Source organism: Microtetraspora niveoalba, assembly GCF_001570405.1.
Taxonomy (GTDB): domain Bacteria; phylum Actinomycetota; class Actinomycetes; order Streptosporangiales; family Streptosporangiaceae; genus Microtetraspora; species Microtetraspora niveoalba.
The window spans coordinates 57,067-73,772 of record NZ_BBYM01000028.1; the positions used below are offsets into that span (position 1 = coordinate 57,067).

Here is a 16,706-nt window from a genome sequence, read left to right on the forward strand (position 1 = left end):
TTGCGCCGAACGCCCCGATTTCCAACAGCCCTGGCGTTTTGACGGATCAATTCCACAAATTGTGGATAAGATTGACAAGCGACGGGCCGCCCTTCCCGTTCCTCCCCGGGAAGGGCGGCCCGTACGGCACGCGAACCGTCAGCCGGCGACCGGCTCCCCCTTGACCGACTTGATCAGGAGCTGCGCCACGTCGACGACCTCCAGGGTCTCCTTGGCCTCGCCGCTGTTCTTCTTCTCGTTGATGGCGTCACCCAGCATCACCAGACAGAACGGGCACGCCGTGGAAACGGTGTCCGGATCGGTGGTCAGCGCCTCGTCCACCCGCTCGGTGTTGATGCGCTTGCCGAGCCGCTCCTCCATCCACATGCGCGCGCCGCCGGCGCCGCAGCAGAAACCGCGGTCCTTGCACCGGTGCATCTCCTGCGCCTGAACGCCGGGCACCTTCGCCATGATGTCGCGGGGCTGCGCGTACACCTTGTTGTGCCGGCCCAGGAAGCAAGGGTCGTGGTAGGTGATCTTCTCCTCGATCGGCGTGATCGGGGTGAGCCTGCCCTCCTCGACCAGGTGCGCCAGGAGCTGCGTGTGGTGCACGACCTCGTACGTGCCGCCGAGCTGCGGATACTCGTTGGCGAGGGTGTTGAAGCAGTGCGGGCAGGTGGCCACGATCTTCTTGACGCCGGCCTCGTTCAGCGTCTCGATGTTCTGCTGGGCGAGCATGTTGAACAGGAACTCCATGCCCAGGCGGCGGGCCGGGTCACCCGTGCACGCCTCCATCGGGCCGAGCACGCCGAACTTCACACCCGCGATGTGCAGCAGCTCCGCGACCGCCTTGGTGGTCTTCTTCGCCCGGTCCTCCAGCGCGCCCGCGCAGCCGACCCAGAACAGGTACTCGACGTCCTCGGGCATCTTCTCGTCGATGATCGGGACCTCGAAGTCGAGCTCCTCGATCCACTCGGCCCGCTTCATCTCGGACATGCCCCACGGGTTGCCCTTGTTCTCGAGGTTCTTGAGCATGACGCCCGCCTCGGACGGGAACGAGGACTCGATCATGACCTGGTAGCGGCGCATGTCCAGGATGTGGTCGATGTGCTCGATGTCCACCGGGCACTGCTCGACGCAGGCGCCGCAGTTGGTGCACGACCAGAGCACGTCGGGGTGGATGACCCCGTCCTCGCCGACCAGCGGCTTGTCCAGCAGGGCGAGCACGTCCTCCGGGTAGGAGTCCCGCTTCTCCTCGCCCGCCAGCAGGTACGGAGCGATCTGGAAGGCGTGGTCGCGCTGGTCGATGATCAGCATCTTGGGCGACAGCGGCTTGCCGGTGTTCCACGCCGGGCACTGCGACTGGCAGCGGCCGCACTCGGTGCAGGTGTAGAAGTCGAGGAAGCCCTTCCAGGTGGTGTCCTGGATCTTGCCCCGGCCGAAGACGTCGACCTCGGGGTCGGCCTCCTCGAAGTCGAGCACCTTGCCGCCGCTGCGCATCTCCTGCGCCGCGCCCAGGCCGTCCGGGCGGCGGGAGAAGAGCACGTTCAGCGGCGCGGTGAAGATGTGCAGGTGCTTGGAGTTCACCACGATGATCAGGAACACCAGCATGACGCCGATGTGCAGCAGGAGGCCGATCTCCTCCAGCAGCTCGCTGGTCGGCAGGATCTTCGCGGTCAGCTCCGAGGCGAACGCGCCCGACGCGTACGGGAAGTTCCCGGTGTTGATCGCGGCGCCGCGGAAGAGGAACATCGTCCAGATCACATTGAAGATCATGAAGAGGACGAGCCACGCGCCGCCCAGGTGCGAGCCGGAGAACCGGGAGCCGCGTCCGAGCTTCTTGGGCGAGTTCTTGATCCGGATGACGGTGAAGGCGATCAGGCCGATGAGCGCGGCGACGGCTATGAAGTCCTGGAGGAAGCCCAGCACCGCCCACGTCCCGATGAGCGGGATGTGGAAGTCCGGAGTGCCGGTGATCATCCCCTGGATGAGCGCGCCGTACGCCTCCAGATAGACCGTCGCCAGGATGAAGAACGCCCACATCACGAAGAAGTGCGCGGTGCCCGACGGCGTCCACTTCAGCAGCTTCTTCTGCCCGAAGACCTCGACGAGCTGGGTCTTGATCTCGGTGCCGACGTTTTCCTTGGCGTATGCGACACGTTCGGGGGCGGGCTGTCCACTGGTGGCGAGCCTGTAGAGGAACGCCACCCGGCGGCCCGCCAGGGCGAGCGCGACGGCCGTCGCGACGAGCCCGATGATCGCAACCCAGAGCACGGGTCCTCCTATACCGAAGTTGGCTGCCAGCGTACGACCGCAGGTCATCCACGATTACGCCGAGGCCGCACCAAATCCTACCCATCGGTAACTTGCCGGGCAAAAGTCCGATACGTCCCGCCCCGATAGTAGAAGAAAGCTCTAGAGCAGCACGACCCCGGGCTACGCGGTGAGGTATCGCTGCAGCGTAGGGGCGAGGATCTCCACGAGCTCCTCCGTGCCGGCCGAGGCGAGCGGCTCGAGTTCGACGATGTACCGCATCATCAATACCCCGAACATCTGGGCGAAGGCGACCTCCATCCTGATGGGTGGGATGGAGAGCGCCTGGGCGACCCGGGTCAGGATCGCGTCGGTGATGAACTCGCGCAGCATACCCACCGCCTGCTCGTTCACCATCGCGGTGCGCAGCAGCGCCATGATCGGCTCGCGGGCCTCCGGGGCGGACGTCATCGTCAGCAGGAACCGGACCAGCCGCTCGCCGATCTGGTCGCGCGGCCCGGCGAGGATCCCCGGGAGCACGTCCGCCGGCACCATCGGGAACTGCATGGCCGCGACGAAGACGCCCTCCTTGGAGGAGAAGTAATGGTGGACGAGCGCCGGATCCACCCCCGCCTCGGCCGCGATGCCCCGGACAGTCGCCTTGTCGTACCCCTTCTCGGCGAAGATCCGGCGTGCGGCGGCCAGCACCTCACCCCGCGTGTCCGCGGCGCCCGGCCTGCGGCCCGGCCTCCGCCGGGGCACGGCCCGCTCCGTCACCGCCGACCCGTGGCCGCCAGGTGCTGCCGCGCGAAGGCCAGCGCCTCGGCCAGATCGTCGATCCGCTCGGTCCGGCCCGCCGCCCTGCGGGTGTTGATCTCCAGCACCACCAGGCCGTCGTACCCGTTGCCCGCGAGGCGCTGCAACATCTGCGCGCACGGCTGGTTGCCCCGCCCCGGCACCAGGTGCTCGTCCTTGTTCGTGGTCCCGACGCCGTCGGCCAGGTGCAGGTGCGCCAACCGGTCGCCGAGCTTGGCGGCCATCTCCATCGCGTCCGACCCCGAGACGGCCGTGTGGGACAGGTCCAGCGTGACGTCCGGGAAGTCGTAGTCGATCGGGTCCCACCCCGGCGCGTACGGGACGACCTCGCTGCCGCGCGCCCTCAGCGGGAACATGTTCTCCACCGCGAAGACCACGTCGGTCTCCTCGCGCATGCGGGCCAGCCCGACCTCGAAGTCCCGGGCGTAGTCACGCTGCCAGCGGAACGGCGGGTGGACCACCACGGTCCGCGCGCCCAGCCGCTCGGCCGCCCGGCGGGCCCGCTGCAGCTTGAGCCAGGGGTCACGTCCCCACACCCGCTGGGTGACGAGCAGGCACGGGGCGTGCACGGCCAGGATCGGCATCTGGTAGTGGTCCACCAGCCGCTGGAGGACCTCGACATCCTGGCTGACCGGGTCCTGCCCGACCATGATCTCTACGCCGTCGTATCCCAGGCGCTGCGCCAGCTCGAAGGCGTCCGGCGTCCGCTCGGGGTACACCGACGCCGTGGACAACGCGATCTTCGCGCTGGGGACACGGATGGCACTCACGGATCCAGCCTAAGCCGGGCGGAGAGCGCGTGCCGCGACGCCACAATGATGCAGTGAAGATCACAACCTATCGTTGACGCATGGCGCGCATCCTGACCGGGGCGATCCCCAGCCCGAACATCTGGAACTCCCCGCGGATCTACGAGGTGGAGAACCGCGCGGTGGACCCCGACGGGGTCGCCGACGCGGCGATGCGCGCGATCCGCCTTTGGGACGGCGGCCACGTGCTCGACATCGGCTGCGGCACCGGTTTCCACCTCCCCGCGCTCGCCGCCGAAGCGGCCCGTGTGGTCGGCGTGGAGCCGCACGCCGGCCTCGCCTCGCACGCCGCCTCCCGCTGCGCCTCCCTGCCCAACGTCCACGTCCGTACGGGCACCGCCCAGGAGCTCCCCGTGCCCGACTCCTCGGTGGACGTGGCCGTCGCCCGCTGGGCGTACTTCTTCGGGCCCGGTTGCGAGCCGGGGCTGCGCGAGCTGTCCCGGGTCGTGCGCCGCGGCGGCGCGGCCTTCGTGGTGGACCTGGACGCCACGAGGGGCGCCTTCGGACGCTGGTTCCGCCGCTCGTTGCCGTCGTACTCCCCGGAGGACGTGGAGGCGTTCTGGTCCCGCCAGGGCTGGCGGCGGCGCGAGCTCGACCTGCGGATGGTCTTCACGTCCAGGGACGATCTGGAGAGCGTGCTGCGCATCGAGTTCACCCCCGAGGTGGCGCGGGCGGCCGCCGACGAGACCGAGGGACTGGAGATCGCCTACCCCAACGTCCTGCGCTGGCGGCATTTCTGATCCCGCCCGCTCCTTGACCTTGACGTCGGCGTCAAGGTTTACCGTCTGGTTCCGGGAGGGCCGATGCGGATCGGAGAGCTGGCTCGGCGCGCGGGGGTGAGCACCCGGGCGCTGCGCTACTACGAGCAACAGGGGCTGATCGAGGCGCGCCGCTCCGCGAACGGATATCGCGAGTACGACGAGGCCGACCTGCGGCTGGTCGTCGAGATCCGCTCGCTCATGGCGGTGGGGTTCACGCTGGAGGACGCCCGGCCGTTCGTCGAGTGCCTGCGGTCCGGCCGGCCGTCGGGGCACGCCTGCCCGGACTCCGTCGCGGTCTACCGGCGCAAGCTCGCCGAGATCGACGAGGAGATCCGGGCGCTGGTCGCCCGCAGGTCCGAGGTCGCCTCCCAGCTCGCGCGGGCCTGCCCGGGCTGCGTGCTTTCCAAAGGAGGAGAACCGTGATCACTCTCACCGCCGAGACGTTCGACGAGCAGGTGCTGCGGAGCGACAAGCCCGTCCTGGTGGACTTCTGGGCCGAATGGTGCCCGCCGTGCCGGATGATCGCCCCGATCCTGGAGGAGATCGCCGCCGAGTACGGCGACCGCCTCACCGTGGCCAAGCTCAACGCCGACGACCACCCGGAGATCGCCCGCCGGTACGACATCCTCGGCTTCCCGACGCTCAACCTCTACCGGGACGGCGAGGTGGTCCGGCAGATCCGCGGCGCGAAGCCCAAGCGGCTGCTGCTCGCCGACCTCGACGGCCAGTTTTGACCGGCCGCCGGAGCGGACGTCCGTGCCTGTTTGTCGGCGCGGGCCGATAACGTGCCCCCGTGGCGACGAAGCAGAGGGTGTCCTACCGATGCGGCGAGTGCGGGTGGACCACCGCCAAGTGGGTGGGGCGCTGTGGCGAGTGCCAGGCGTGGGGCACGGTCGAGGAGGCCGGCGCCCGCCAGGGCGTCAGCGTGGTCAGACCGGGCGCGGTGAGCGCGCCGGCGGTCCCGATCAGCGAGGTGAAGGCCGAGGTCGCGCACGCCCGCCCCACGGGGGTGGGCGAGCTCGACCGGGTGCTGGGCGGCGGCCTGGTGCCCGGCGCGGTCGTCCTGCTCGCCGGCGAGCCCGGCATCGGCAAGTCCACGCTCCTGCTGGAGGCCGCCGCCCGCACCGCCGGCCACGAGACCGTCCTCTACGTCACCGGGGAGGAGTCCGCCGCCCAGGTGCGGATGCGGGCCGACCGCATCGGCGCGATCGAGCCCCGGCTCTACCTCGCCGCCGAGACCGACCTGTCGGCCCTGGTCGCGCATGTGGAGAAGGTGCAGCCGCGGCTCCTCATCGTCGACTCGGTGCAGACGATCGGCTCCGCCGAGGCCACCGGCGTGCCCGGCGGCGTCACCCAGGTGCGCGAGGTGGCGGGCAACCTGGTCCGCCTGGCCAAGGAGCGCGGCATGTCCACCGTTCTCGTCGGCCACGTGACCAAGGACGGCACGATCGCCGGCCCCCGCGTGCTGGAGCACCTCGTCGACGTGGTGCTCCACTTCGAGGGCGACCGCAACTCCCGGTTGCGCATGGTCCGCGCCGTGAAGAACCGGTTCGGCCCGATCGAGGAGGTCGGCTGCTTCGACCTGAACGAGCGCGGCATCACCGGGATCACCGACCCCAGCGGGCTGTTCCTGTCACGGCACACCGAGCCGGTGCCGGGCACCTGCGTCACGGTGACCATCGAGGGCACCCGCCCGATCCCCGCCGAGGTGCAGGCCCTCGTCGGGCCGACCGAGGCGCCGCAGCCGAGGCGGACCTCCTCCGGCCTCGACTCCTACCGGGTGGCGATGGTCCTCGCCGTGATGGAGCGACGCCTCCAGGCCAAGATCGGCAAGTGCGACGTGTTCACCGCCACCGTGGGCGGCATCCGGCTCACCGACCCCGCGGTGGACCTCGCCCTGATGTTGTCCGTGGTCAGCGCGGCCGCCGACCAGGCGCTGCCCGCCGGCCTGGTGGTCCTGGGCGAGGTCGGGCTCGCCGGAGAGCTGCGCCCGGTCCGGGACGTACGGCGCCGCCTGTCCGAGGCGGCCCGGCTCGGCTTCACCCGCGCGCTGGTCCCCAAGGGGTCGCTCGAAGACGAGGCGCCGAAGCTGGAGCGGGCGCCGACACGCGGCCATCTCGTCGCGGTCCGCGAGCCCGTGCTGCGCACCACGACCTTCGCACCGGGCTTCGAGGTCACCGAGGCCGAGTACGTCTGGGACGCCCTCTCGCACGTCCGGTGACCCTGGGCTTGCGCCGGTAAACTGAGCGAGGTAATGCGTCCGACCGCGGGGGTCACGTGCCATACGACGACAAGGGAACTGACGAGCGGCGCAGGGCGATTCTCGCCGCCGTCGCCCCTGGCACCGCGCTGCGTGAGGGCCTCGAACGTGTTCTCCGCGGCCACACCGGGGGCCTCATCGTCCTCGGCTACGACCGCACCGTCGAGGAGATCTGCACCGGCGGCTTCGAGCTCGACGTCGAGTTCGCCGCGACCCGGCTTCGCGAGCTCGCCAAGATGGACGGCGCGATCGTGCTGAACAGCGGCGACCTGCGGATCGTCCGCGCGGCCGTGCACCTCGTGCCCGATCCCTCCATCCCGACGGACGAGTCCGGCACCCGCCACCGCACGGCCCAGCGGGTGGCCAGGCAGACGTCCTTCCCGGTGATCGCGATCAGCAAGTCGATGCGGATGATCGCGCTCTATCTGGACGGCACGCGCTACGTCCTGGAGGAGTCGGCCTCGATCCTCTCCAAGGCCAACCAGGCGCTCGCGACCCTGGAGCGCTACAAGATGCGGCTGGACGAGGTCTCCGGCACCCTGTCCGCCCTGGAGATCGAGGATCTGGTCACCGTCCGCGAGGTGGTGACGGTGGTCCAGCGCCTGGAGATGGTCCGCCGCATCGCGGGCGAGATCGAGGGCTACGTCGTGGAGCTCGGCACCGACGGGCGGCTGCTCTCGCTCCAGTTGGACGAGCTGGTCGCCGGGGTGGACGCCGACCGCGAGCTGATCGTGCGCGACTACCTGCCCGACTCCGCGCTGGAGCGCTCGGGCGACTTCACCGAGCACCTGCGCGCGCTCGACGCGTTGTCCTCCGGCGACCTGCTCGACCCGTCGAAGGTCGCCCACGCGCTCGGCTACTCCGACGCCGGTGCGCTGGACGGGCCGATCAGCCCCCGCGGCTTCCGGCTGCTGGCCAAGGTGCCCCGGCTGCCCGGCACGATCGTGGACCGGCTCGTCGACCACTTCGGCGGGCTGCAGAAGCTCCTGGCCGCCAGCGTCGACGACCTCCAGTCAGTGGGCGGCGTCGGCGAGACCCGGGCCCGCAGCGTCCGCGAGGGGTTGTCCCGCCTCGCGGAGTCGTCACTGCTCGAACGCTACATCTGAGCCCGGGCGCCGCCGCACCTCGATCAGCGCAGGTAGAAGACCGCCTTCGGGCTGCGCAGGCCGGCCGCGTGCGTCCAGGCGACGTACGTCCCCGGCAGGGCCGTCGTACGCTTCCCCGTGCAGTCGTCGCCGGAGCGGCGCCGATCCCACCTGATCGTCCGCACGTACGGCACGCCGCGCCTGAGCATCTGGATGTCGACGCCGTCGCCGCTGACGCAGTCGGCCGTGGACCACACCCGGTCGTTGCCCGAGACGATGCGCGTCTCCAGCATCCGCGGGCCCACGTCGACGGTGCAGTCCACCTTGCCGGTGCTCACGACGGTCAGCAGGAACGTCGGCTCCACGCCACTCGCGTACGTCTGCTGGCCCCCGCGCAGGCTCAGCACGAGATCCTTCGGGTCGCAGGGATCGCCGGGGCGAAGCGGAGCGGCCGCCTTCGCCTCCTTGGCGGCCTTGACGTCCTTGTCGTCGCTCTCGTCCTTGCCGCCCTTGCCGTCCTTCTCCGCGGACGACGACGCGGCGGGCGAGGGGCTCCCCGAGGCCGACGGCGAGGCGAGAGGCGACGGGAGCGAGACGACCAGCGCGTCGGGCGCGGGCGTGGCGCCATCGGCCGCCCCGGCGGACGTCCGCCTGCCCGAAGCGCTCGTGCAAGCCCAGGCCACGACCGCCACCACGACGAGGACGCCGGTGAGCACCGCCATGCGACGGCGCCAGTAGACGTCCGTCCCTTCGATGCCGATGTCGCTACGGAACGTGTCCGGATCCATACGCTAAGTATGGTGAGTCGTTGGGCGCGAAGGGGAACGGCTCGCCGACGGCGCAGGACTCGAGCGCCGGTAAGGTCGGGCGGGTGGCCATCTCACTGCGCGAGCCCATCCTCGACTGGTACGCCGAGCACAACCGGGACCTGCCGTGGCGCCGCCCGGAGGCGACCCCCTGGGGCATCCTCGTCAGCGAGATCATGCTCCAGCAGACCCCGGTCGCCAGGGTGCTGCCGATCTGGACGGAGTGGATGGAGCGCTGGCCCACTCCCGAGGCACTCGCCGCAGAGCCGCCCGGCGAGGCGGTACGCCACTGGGGGCGCCTCGGCTACCCCCGCCGGGCGCTGAACCTGCACGCCTGCGCCAGGGCCGTCACGGCCGACCACGGGGGCCGGGTGCCCGACACCTACGACGAGCTGCGGGCACTCCCCGGCGTCGGGGACTACACCGCCGCCGCGGTCGCCAGCTTCGCGTACGGGCGCAGCCACGCCGTCCTGGACACCAACGTCCGCCGGGTGCTGGCCCGCGCCGTACGCGGCGAGGAGTATCCGCCGAAGGCCACCACGACGGCCGAGCGGCGGCTTGCCGAGTCACTCATCCCCGCCGTCGGCGCGCCGCGCTGGGCGGTCGCGGTGATGGAGCTCGGCGCGCTGGTGTGCACGGCCCGCTCCCCGCGCTGCGAAGGCTGCCCGATCACCGCGCAGTGCGCCTGGCGCCTCGCCGGCCGGCCCGCCCACGACGGCCCCGTACGGCGCGGCCAGACGTACGCGGGCACCGACCGGCAGTGCCGGGGACGGCTGCTCGCCGTTCTGCGCGAGGCGCACGGCCCGGTGCCCAAAGAGGCGCTGGACGCGGTCTGGGCGGACCACGTCCAGCGCGAGAGGGCTCTCGACGGCCTCCTGGACGACGGGCTGGCCGAGGTCCTCGACGACGGGACCTACCGGCTGCCCGCCTGATCAGGCGGCGAGCTTGAGCCCGAGAGCGGTCAGGTTGTTGCGGGTCCAGTCCAGCTCGTCGGCCAGCCGCGCGACGAGCGCGGCGGGGCCCTTCGACTTCGGCGGGGTCCAGTCGTGGACCTCGACCTCGACGTGGGCGCTGCCGCTCACCGCGCCGGACAGGATCGCGTTGAGCGTGCCCTCGATCACGGGCTGGGTGCTCGGGCTCTCCTGGCCGTGATTGTGCACGTGCCCGAGCTTCACCACGGGCGCGCCGGTGCGGGCGAGACCGCGCAGCGCCTCGCCGGCCTCCTCGTCCCCGGAGGACAGGTGGCAGGCGTCCAGGCACACGCCGAGGTGCTCGGAGTCGATGCCGCCGACCCGGCTCAGGGCCTGCTCGGTGGTCTCGATGACGCAGCCTGGCCACGGCTCGAAGCCGACCCGGATCGTCTTCCCCGTCACGCTGTACAGGCCGCGCAGCTCGCGGGAGAGCCGGTCGAGCCGGCGCGAGGCGATCGCGTGCAGGTCGGCCGGCCAGTCGCGGCGCCAGCCGATCGGGATGGTGGAGATGCTGCCGAACCTGACATCGTCCGGCAGCAGGAACGCGAGGATCTTGGCCAGGGCCATGGTGTACCGGTAGCGCTCGGGCTTCGCCCAGTCGGGACCGGGAACCTCCTGGTGGCGGCCGCCGGTGCCGTTGAGGCTCACGACCTCCAGGCCGCGCTCCTCGAGCGAGCGGCGCAGCCGTACCAGCTCGATGCGGTCGGCGATGAGGTGGTCGGCGACCGCGGGGGCGAGCCACAGGCACACACCGAGCCGGTCCACGCCCAGCTTCCTGCGCACCGGCACCGCGTAGCGGGTGAGGTGCGCGATCAGGTTCTCCAGGTCCTCGGCGGGATGAACTCCCGTGTTGTAGGCCAGATGAACGAGCGTCCCGTCGTCGTGCAACAGGCGCATCAGGTCCCTCCAAGGCTTGTCCGCTTTCCCGGCCCTATTGGCCCACGCGGTCGGTCCTGACCGCATGGGACGGGAGTCACCTCCCTGCCGGGAAATCCGGCCCGGGCCACCGAGCTTGCCCCGGTGCTTCCGGTTACCGCGTCCGCCCCGCAGCGGATTTCTCGGTACGCCGCGGGAGTGATGTCAGGCCCGTCGTGTCTCCGGCGGGCGCTCTACGCAGTGTAGTACTACATCGGGTGGTGGCATAGTCCGGGTGTCAACAAAGCGGGAACCCCGCGTGAGTGTTCTCACGCGGGGTTCCCGTGGCGCAGTCGGTGTCGCCTGTGTCAGTGCTGGATCGGCTCCGCGATCGAGGCGGCCGAGTCGGGCACCTCGGGGCTCTTGGCCTCGCCCGTGAAGGTGAACTTCGCGGTGTCGCCCTCGCCCTCGATGTCGATCTTGACGATCTGGCCCGGACGCAGGTCGCCGTACAGGATCTTCTCGGAGAGAACGTCCTCCAGCTCGCGCTGGATCGTACGGCGCAGCGGGCGGGCGCCCATCACCGGGTCGTAACCGCGGTCGGCGAGCAGCTGCTTGGCGGCGGCGCTGAGCTCCAGGCCCATGTCCCGGTCCTTGAGCCGCTCGTCCACCTGAGCGAGCATCAGGTCGACGATCTGGATGATCTCCTTCGGCGTGAGCTGGTGGAAGACCACGATGTCGTCGACACGGTTCAGGAACTCGGGCCGGAAGTGCTGCTTGAGCTCCTCCTGGACCTTGGACTTCATCCGGTCGTAGTTGCTCTCGACGTCGTTGGACTTCGCGAAGCCCACCCCGATGCCCTTGGAGATGTCCCGGGTGCCGAGGTTGGTCGTCATGATGATGACGGTGTTCTTGAAGTCCACCACGCGGCCCTGGGCGTCGGTCAGGCGACCGTCCTCCAGGATCTGCAGCAGCGAGTTGAAGATGTCCGGGTGGGCCTTCTCGATCTCGTCGAACAGGACCACCGAGAACGGCTTGCGCCGCACCTTCTCGGTGAGCTGGCCGCCCTCCTCGTACCCGACGTAGCCGGGCGGGGAGCCGAACAGCCGCGAGACGGTGTGCTTCTCCATGAACTCGGACATGTCGAGCATGATCAGCGCGTCCTCGTCCCCGAACAGGAACTCGGCCAGCGCCTTGGACAGCTCGGTCTTACCGACACCGGACGGGCCGGCGAAGATGAACGAGCCACCCGGACGGCGCGGGTCCTTCAGACCGGCACGGGTCCGGCGGATGGACCGGGACAGACCCTTGATCGCGTCGTCCTGGCCGATGATCCGCTTGTGGAGCTCGTCCTCCATGCGGAGCAGCCGCTGCGACTCCTCCTCGGTCAGCTTGAAGACCGGGATGCCGGTGGCGGTCGCGAGAACCTCGGCGATGAGCTCCTCGGTGACCTCGGCCACGACGTCCATGTCGCCGGCCTTCCACTCCTTCTCCCTGCGCTCGCGCTTGAGCTGGAGCTGCTTCTCCTGGTCGCGCAGCGCCGCGGCCTTCTCGAAGTCCTGCGCGTCGATCGCGGACTCCTTCTCGCGCCGCACGTTGGCGATCTTCTCGTCGTACTCGCGCAGGTCCGGCGGAGCGGTCATCCGGCGGATGCGCATCCGCGACCCGGCCTCGTCGATCAGGTCGATCGCCTTGTCCGGCAGGAACCGGTCGCTGATGTACCGGTCGGCCAGCGTGGCGGCGGCCACGAGCGCGCCGTCGGTGATGGACACCCGGTGGTGCGCCTCGTAACGGTCCCGCAGACCCTTGAGGATCTCGATGGTGTGGCTGAGGCTGGGCTCGGCCACCTGGATCGGCTGGAAGCGCCGCTCCAGAGCCGCGTCCTTCTCCAGGTGCTTGCGGTACTCGTCCAGGGTGGTCGCGCCGATGGTCTGCAGCTCGCCGCGGGCCAGCATCGGCTTGAGGATGCTGGCGGCGTCGATCGCGCCCTCGGCGGCGCCCGCACCGACCAGCGTGTGCAGCTCGTCGATGAACAGGATGATGTCGCCGCGGGTGCGGATCTCCTTCAGCACCTTCTTGAGGCGCTCCTCGAAGTCACCGCGGTAACGCGAACCCGCGACCAGCGCGCCCAGGTCCAGCGTGTAGAGCTGCTTGTCCTTGAGCGTCTCGGGAACCTCGCCCTTGACGATCTTCTGGGACAGCCCCTCGACGACGGCGGTCTTGCCGACGCCGGGCTCACCCACGAGAACCGGGTTGTTCTTGGTCCTCCTGGAGAGGACCTGCATGACCCGCTCGATCTCCTTCTCCCGGCCGATGACCGGGTCGAGCTTGCCCTCACGGGCGGCCTGGGTCAGGTTGCGGCCAAACTGGTCGAGCACAAGGGAGGTCGACGGAGCGGCCTCCTGCGGGCCTCCGGCCGCCGCGGGCTCCTTGCCCTGGTAGCCGTGCAGCAACTGGATGACCTGCTGACGCACCCGGTTGAGGTCGGCCCCCAGCTTCACCAGCACCTGCGCCGCCACGCCCTCGCCCTCGCGGATGAGGCCGAGCAGGATGTGCTCGGTGCCGATGTAGTTGTGGCCGAGTTGCAGGGCCTCGCGGAGCGACAGCTCAAGGACCTTCTTGGCGCGGGGGGTGAAAGGAATGTGCCCCGAAGGCGCCGACTGGCCCTGGCCGATGATCTCCTCGACCTGCTGGCGCACACCCTCAAGGCTGATGCCCAGGCTCTCCAGAGCCTTGGCGGCAACGCCTTCACCCTCATGGATCAAGCCAAGAAGAATGTGCTCAGTACCGATGTAGTTGTGGTTGAGCATCCGGGCCTCTTCCTGGGCCAGGACGACAACCCGCCGCGCACGGTCGGTGAACCTCTCGAACATCTCGTCGCTCCTCACAGAGCGGTCAGGCGGACCCGGCATATCCGGCCCCGTCCTTCCGCATGGTAGCCCCGACCCGGCAACCGCTCCTATCAGAGAGGACGTTCCCCGAGAGCAGGGCGTTCACCCTTCATCCAACTACCTGCCGGGGGTGAGGTGTTCCCGATACGCCGCAAGCGAACGAGGTTTAGGGAAGTGCAAACAGAATCGTGCGGTCCAACCGAAGGTCGTAACATCCGACGATCGGTTTGACCGCACGATCAAAAGCCCCCTCAGTGGGCGGCGTCGTACGCCTCGACGATCGAGGCGGCAATGCGACCACGCTCGCTCACCGGGTGACCGTGCGCCTTGGCCCAGGCACGGATCTCCGCGCTCTTCTCGCGTGTCATCGCGCGCTGAGCACCACCGGCGGCACCACGGCGGCGACCACGGGCCGGAGTGGGCTCGGCGTGCCGTGCACCTTGGACGAAAGGCGACAGCGCCTCGCGCAGCTTCTTTGCGTTCCCATCGCTGAGATCAATCTCATATGACTTGCCATCAAGCGCGAAGGTGACCGTCTCATTGGCCTCGCCGCCATCGAGATCGTCGATGAGAATCACCTGCGTATGCTTGGCCATACGGCAATCCTTTCGCAGAGCATTGTTTGATTCGTCAGCCAAACATATACCCGCTTCGGGCGGCTGACAATTCAACTTTCAGCTCGCCCTCAGGAACTCGTGTTGTCCTTGTCACGTCGTTCCGATGCGGCGCGAAGGCCGGCCGCCTCGGAACGCACCAACTTAACCACGCCGTAGACGACCGCTCCGCCGACAACTACGACGGGTATCAAGGCGGACAATACCTCTGTCATTCGTCCTCGCTCGTGCCGGGGGTGTCTTTCTCGGCACCCAGGATTTTCGGGACCTTGATGCGGCGCACCGCCCGCCGCCCTCCTGGCGGCCCTGACCTGACGATAGCCCCACGTGACGCCCGGTGCGCGCCCGGGGCGGCAGGTGCCCGCGGAGCGAATCCATGTCTCTCCAGCCGCCTTACCGGATGCATAGAAATCGTACCCATGAATGACAAGTGGGGCGGTCCGCGACGGGCCCGCCCCACTGTTTTGACCGGACGTCGGTCAAGTTCTTCCGGAGATCAACGAGGCGTCTTCACCACCACGGTTCCGGCGACCTTGTCGTGCAGGCCCTGGCCCAGAGGCTTGTCGACGAGGATGAACACGCCCGTCACCAAGGCGAAAAGGCTGGCCAGGAGACCGAGGACGGGAATGCCGTAGAGCACGAGGACGCCGGGATACACGGCCGAACGCCTCATCACGACCGAGGAATCGAGCGGCGCGCCGCCGAGCGCGACCACCCGGATCTTCATGATCTTCTTTCCGACGGTCTGCCCGTCCTTGGAGTGCAGGACGTAATCGTAGGCCGTGTACAGGCCGTACGCGATCAGGGCCGAGAGGAAGCCCCCGAGAAACGAGCCGCCGGTCCCGAAGACGAACACGGCGCTGAGAATCAGGTAGGCGACCCCGAAGACAAGGGTGTCGATGATTCGCGCGACCAGCCGCTCCCACCATTCGGCGAGCGGAGCGGGAACGCCCGGCGGAAGGGGCGCGCCCTGAGGCGCGCCATATGCGCCCTGAGGGCCCCCATAAGGGCCGGGCGGCGGATAGGAGCCGGGCGGCGGAGGCGGCGGAGCCGAGCCGTACGGGTTCTGGCCGGGGGGCGGTTCCGCGGTCATTGGGTCACCTCTCACTGTGAGGACGTGCGTTCCCCAACCATCGCGGCGGCGATCCCGACCGTTACCGCTTTTCCCTTCCCCAATTGGACACACTTCCAGTCCCCGCCGAATCCCTATGAAAACGGGACCGATGGCCCGTTCCATCGGTCCCGTGTTTCCCGGAGTTACCCGGCGACGCCCTATTTGATCTTCACGACGACGGTGCCGGCCGCCTTGTCGTGCAGCGCCTGCTGGAGCGGCTTGTCCCAGAGCTGCCAGAGGACGTTGATCAGCGAGAAGATGTTGAGAAGCAGGCCCACGACCGGGATCCAGCCGAGGAACTGCGGGCCGTACAGGACGCCGGCGCGCTTGACCGCCGCGTCGGACGCGAGGCCGCCGGGGGGAAGGGCGCCGCCGACGGGGACGACCTTGATGCCCATGACGATCTTGCCGACTGTCTGGCCGCGCTGCTTGAGCAGCAGGAACTCGTAACCGCTCATGATCACGGCGGCGACGATCGACGTGAGCAGGCTCGCGAGGAAGACGCCGCCTGACTCCGTGAAGACGCCCGTCGTCGGGTTGAAGCTGGCCTGGGTGATGACGATGGCGGCGATCACCGTCGAGACGATGGCGTAGGGGATGCCGATGATCACCGCGTCGATGAGGCGGGCCACCAGACGCTGCCACCACTCGGCGAGCGGGGCGGGGGCGCCGGGCGGGATCGCCTCGGCCACCGGTCCGCCGTACGGCTGGCCGTAGCCCGGCTGGCCGTACCCCTGCTGGGGCTGGCCGTACGCCTGCTGGCCGTAGTCGGGCTGCTGCCCGTAACCCTGCTGGCCGTACGCCTGCTGCTGCCCGTAGTCGGGCTGCTGGCCGTACCCCTGCTGGGCCTGGCCGTACGCCTGCTGCTGGCCGTAGTCGGGCTGCTGCCCGTAGCCCTGCTGAGGCTGCTGGGGATAGCCGGCCTGCTGGCCGTACCCCTGCGGCTGGCCGAAGGCGCCCGTCCCGGGCTGCTGCCCGTAACCCTGGGGCTGGCCGTAGCCCTGCTGAGGCTGCTGACCGTAGCCCTGCTGGGCCTGGCCGTACCCCTGCTGCTGGCCGTAGTCGGGCTGCTGCCCGTAGCCCTGCTGAGGCTGCTGAGGCTGCTGGGGATAGCCGGCCTGCTGGCCGTACCCCTGCGGCTGGCCGAAGGCGCCCGTCCCGGGCTGCTGCCCGTAACCCTGGGGCTGGCCGTACCCCTGCTGAGGCTGCTGACCGTACCCCTGCTGGGGCTGGCCGTAGACGTGCTGGTCGTGCTGCTGGCCGTATCCGTACGCCTGCTGCTGGCCCGTCGACTGGGACGGGTTGCGGTAGGTGACGACCGTGACGTCGGGGTCGTACTGCTGGGCGGGATTGTCTGTACCCTGCTCACGGTCCGAAGGCGGCGGTGGGGTGCCGTCCGGCGCGTCGTGGGGGTACGGCGGCTGTCCGGAGCTCACCGTTTCACCTCGTTTCGGGGTCGCATGCACAAAGGGTCATGCACATGCCGGTATGG

15 protein-coding genes are annotated in these 16,706 nt (G+C 69.5%); 6 read left to right on the forward strand and 9 right to left on the reverse strand.

Annotated elements, in window-relative coordinates; translation table 11 throughout:
* Positions 1-138: 138 nt before the first annotated feature.
* The 3 genes from AWQ70_RS26095 to AWQ70_RS26105 form a co-directional block, all read right to left on the reverse strand.
* Entirely contained in the window at positions 139-2,253 is a 2,115-nt protein-coding gene (locus AWQ70_RS26095) for a (Fe-S)-binding protein (RefSeq protein WP_067181130.1), read from the reverse strand.
* Between the two features lie 162 nt (positions 2,254-2,415).
* Positions 2,416-2,994 carry a TetR/AcrR family transcriptional regulator gene (locus AWQ70_RS26100; RefSeq protein WP_067181133.1) on the reverse strand — a complete coding sequence of 193 codons (579 nt, stop codon included), beginning with the start codon at positions 2,992-2,994 and terminating at the stop codon, positions 2,416-2,418.
* Between the two features lie 11 nt (positions 2,995-3,005).
* On the reverse strand, positions 3,006-3,818 hold the full coding sequence (locus AWQ70_RS26105) for a sugar phosphate isomerase/epimerase family protein (protein ID WP_067181136.1): 813 nt from the start codon (positions 3,816-3,818) through the stop codon (positions 3,006-3,008).
* Positions 3,819-3,898: 80 nt separating this feature from the next.
* Here AWQ70_RS26105 and AWQ70_RS26110 point away from each other — a divergent pair, with 80 nt between their 5' ends.
* The 5 genes from AWQ70_RS26110 to disA all read left to right on the forward strand — a co-directional run bounded on the left by AWQ70_RS26110 (position 3,899) and on the right by disA (position 7,984).
* Positions 3,899-4,597, forward strand: a complete 699-nt coding sequence (locus AWQ70_RS26110; protein ID WP_067181139.1) for a class I SAM-dependent methyltransferase — start codon at positions 3,899-3,901, stop codon at positions 4,595-4,597.
* 63 nt (positions 4,598-4,660) lie between these two features.
* Entirely contained in the window at positions 4,661-5,041 is a 381-nt protein-coding gene (locus tag AWQ70_RS26115) for a MerR family transcriptional regulator (RefSeq protein WP_067181142.1), read from the forward strand.
* Positions 5,038-5,352 (forward strand): thioredoxin, encoded by a 315-nt coding sequence (gene trxA / locus AWQ70_RS26120; protein WP_067181146.1) that lies wholly within the window; start codon positions 5,038-5,040, stop codon positions 5,350-5,352. Before AWQ70_RS26115 ends, trxA begins: the two co-directional genes overlap by 4 nt.
* Positions 5,353-5,411: 59 nt before the next feature.
* Positions 5,412-6,839 (forward strand): DNA repair protein RadA, encoded by a 1,428-nt coding sequence (gene radA, locus AWQ70_RS26125; protein ID WP_067181149.1) that lies wholly within the window; start codon positions 5,412-5,414, stop codon positions 6,837-6,839.
* Positions 6,840-6,895: 56 nt separating this feature from the next.
* A complete protein-coding gene (disA, locus tag AWQ70_RS26130; RefSeq protein WP_067181152.1) occupies positions 6,896-7,984 on the forward strand; it encodes a DNA integrity scanning diadenylate cyclase DisA in 1,089 nt (362 codons plus the stop codon).
* Between the two features lie 23 nt (positions 7,985-8,007).
* On the opposite strand, the gene AWQ70_RS26135 is transcribed toward disA, so the two are convergent.
* Complete coding sequence (locus AWQ70_RS26135; protein ID WP_067181155.1) at positions 8,008-8,751, reverse strand: hypothetical protein; 744 nt, start codon at positions 8,749-8,751, stop codon at positions 8,008-8,010.
* A gap of 83 nt (positions 8,752-8,834) precedes the next feature.
* Here AWQ70_RS26135 and AWQ70_RS26140 point away from each other — a divergent pair, with 83 nt between their 5' ends.
* Positions 8,835-9,701 carry an iron-sulfur binding domain-containing protein gene (locus tag AWQ70_RS26140; protein ID WP_067181307.1) on the forward strand — a complete coding sequence of 289 codons (867 nt, stop codon included), beginning with the start codon at positions 8,835-8,837 and terminating at the stop codon, positions 9,699-9,701.
* Here AWQ70_RS26140 and AWQ70_RS26145 read toward each other — a convergent pair whose 3' ends face one another.
* From AWQ70_RS26145 to AWQ70_RS40335, 5 genes are all read right to left on the reverse strand, one after another.
* Positions 9,702-10,637, reverse strand: a complete 936-nt coding sequence (locus tag AWQ70_RS26145; protein ID WP_067181157.1) for a sugar phosphate isomerase/epimerase family protein — start codon at positions 10,635-10,637, stop codon at positions 9,702-9,704.
* Positions 10,638-10,963: 326 nt separating this feature from the next.
* Entirely contained in the window at positions 10,964-13,468 is a 2,505-nt protein-coding gene (locus AWQ70_RS26150; protein WP_067181160.1) for an ATP-dependent Clp protease ATP-binding subunit, read from the reverse strand.
* Positions 13,469-13,737: 269 nt separating this feature from the next.
* Positions 13,738-14,082, reverse strand: coding sequence for a histone-like nucleoid-structuring protein Lsr2 (locus AWQ70_RS26155; RefSeq protein ID WP_067181163.1), 345 nt, complete (start codon positions 14,080-14,082; stop codon positions 13,738-13,740).
* Positions 14,083-14,596: 514 nt separating this feature from the next.
* Complete coding sequence (locus AWQ70_RS26160) at positions 14,597-15,193, reverse strand: RDD family protein (RefSeq protein WP_067181166.1); 597 nt, start codon at positions 15,191-15,193, stop codon at positions 14,597-14,599.
* A 179-nt stretch (positions 15,194-15,372) separates the two neighbouring features.
* Positions 15,373-16,650 (reverse strand): RDD family protein, encoded by a 1,278-nt coding sequence (locus AWQ70_RS40335; RefSeq protein WP_067181169.1) that lies wholly within the window; start codon positions 16,648-16,650, stop codon positions 15,373-15,375.
* Between the last annotated feature and the right edge of the window lie 56 nt (positions 16,651-16,706).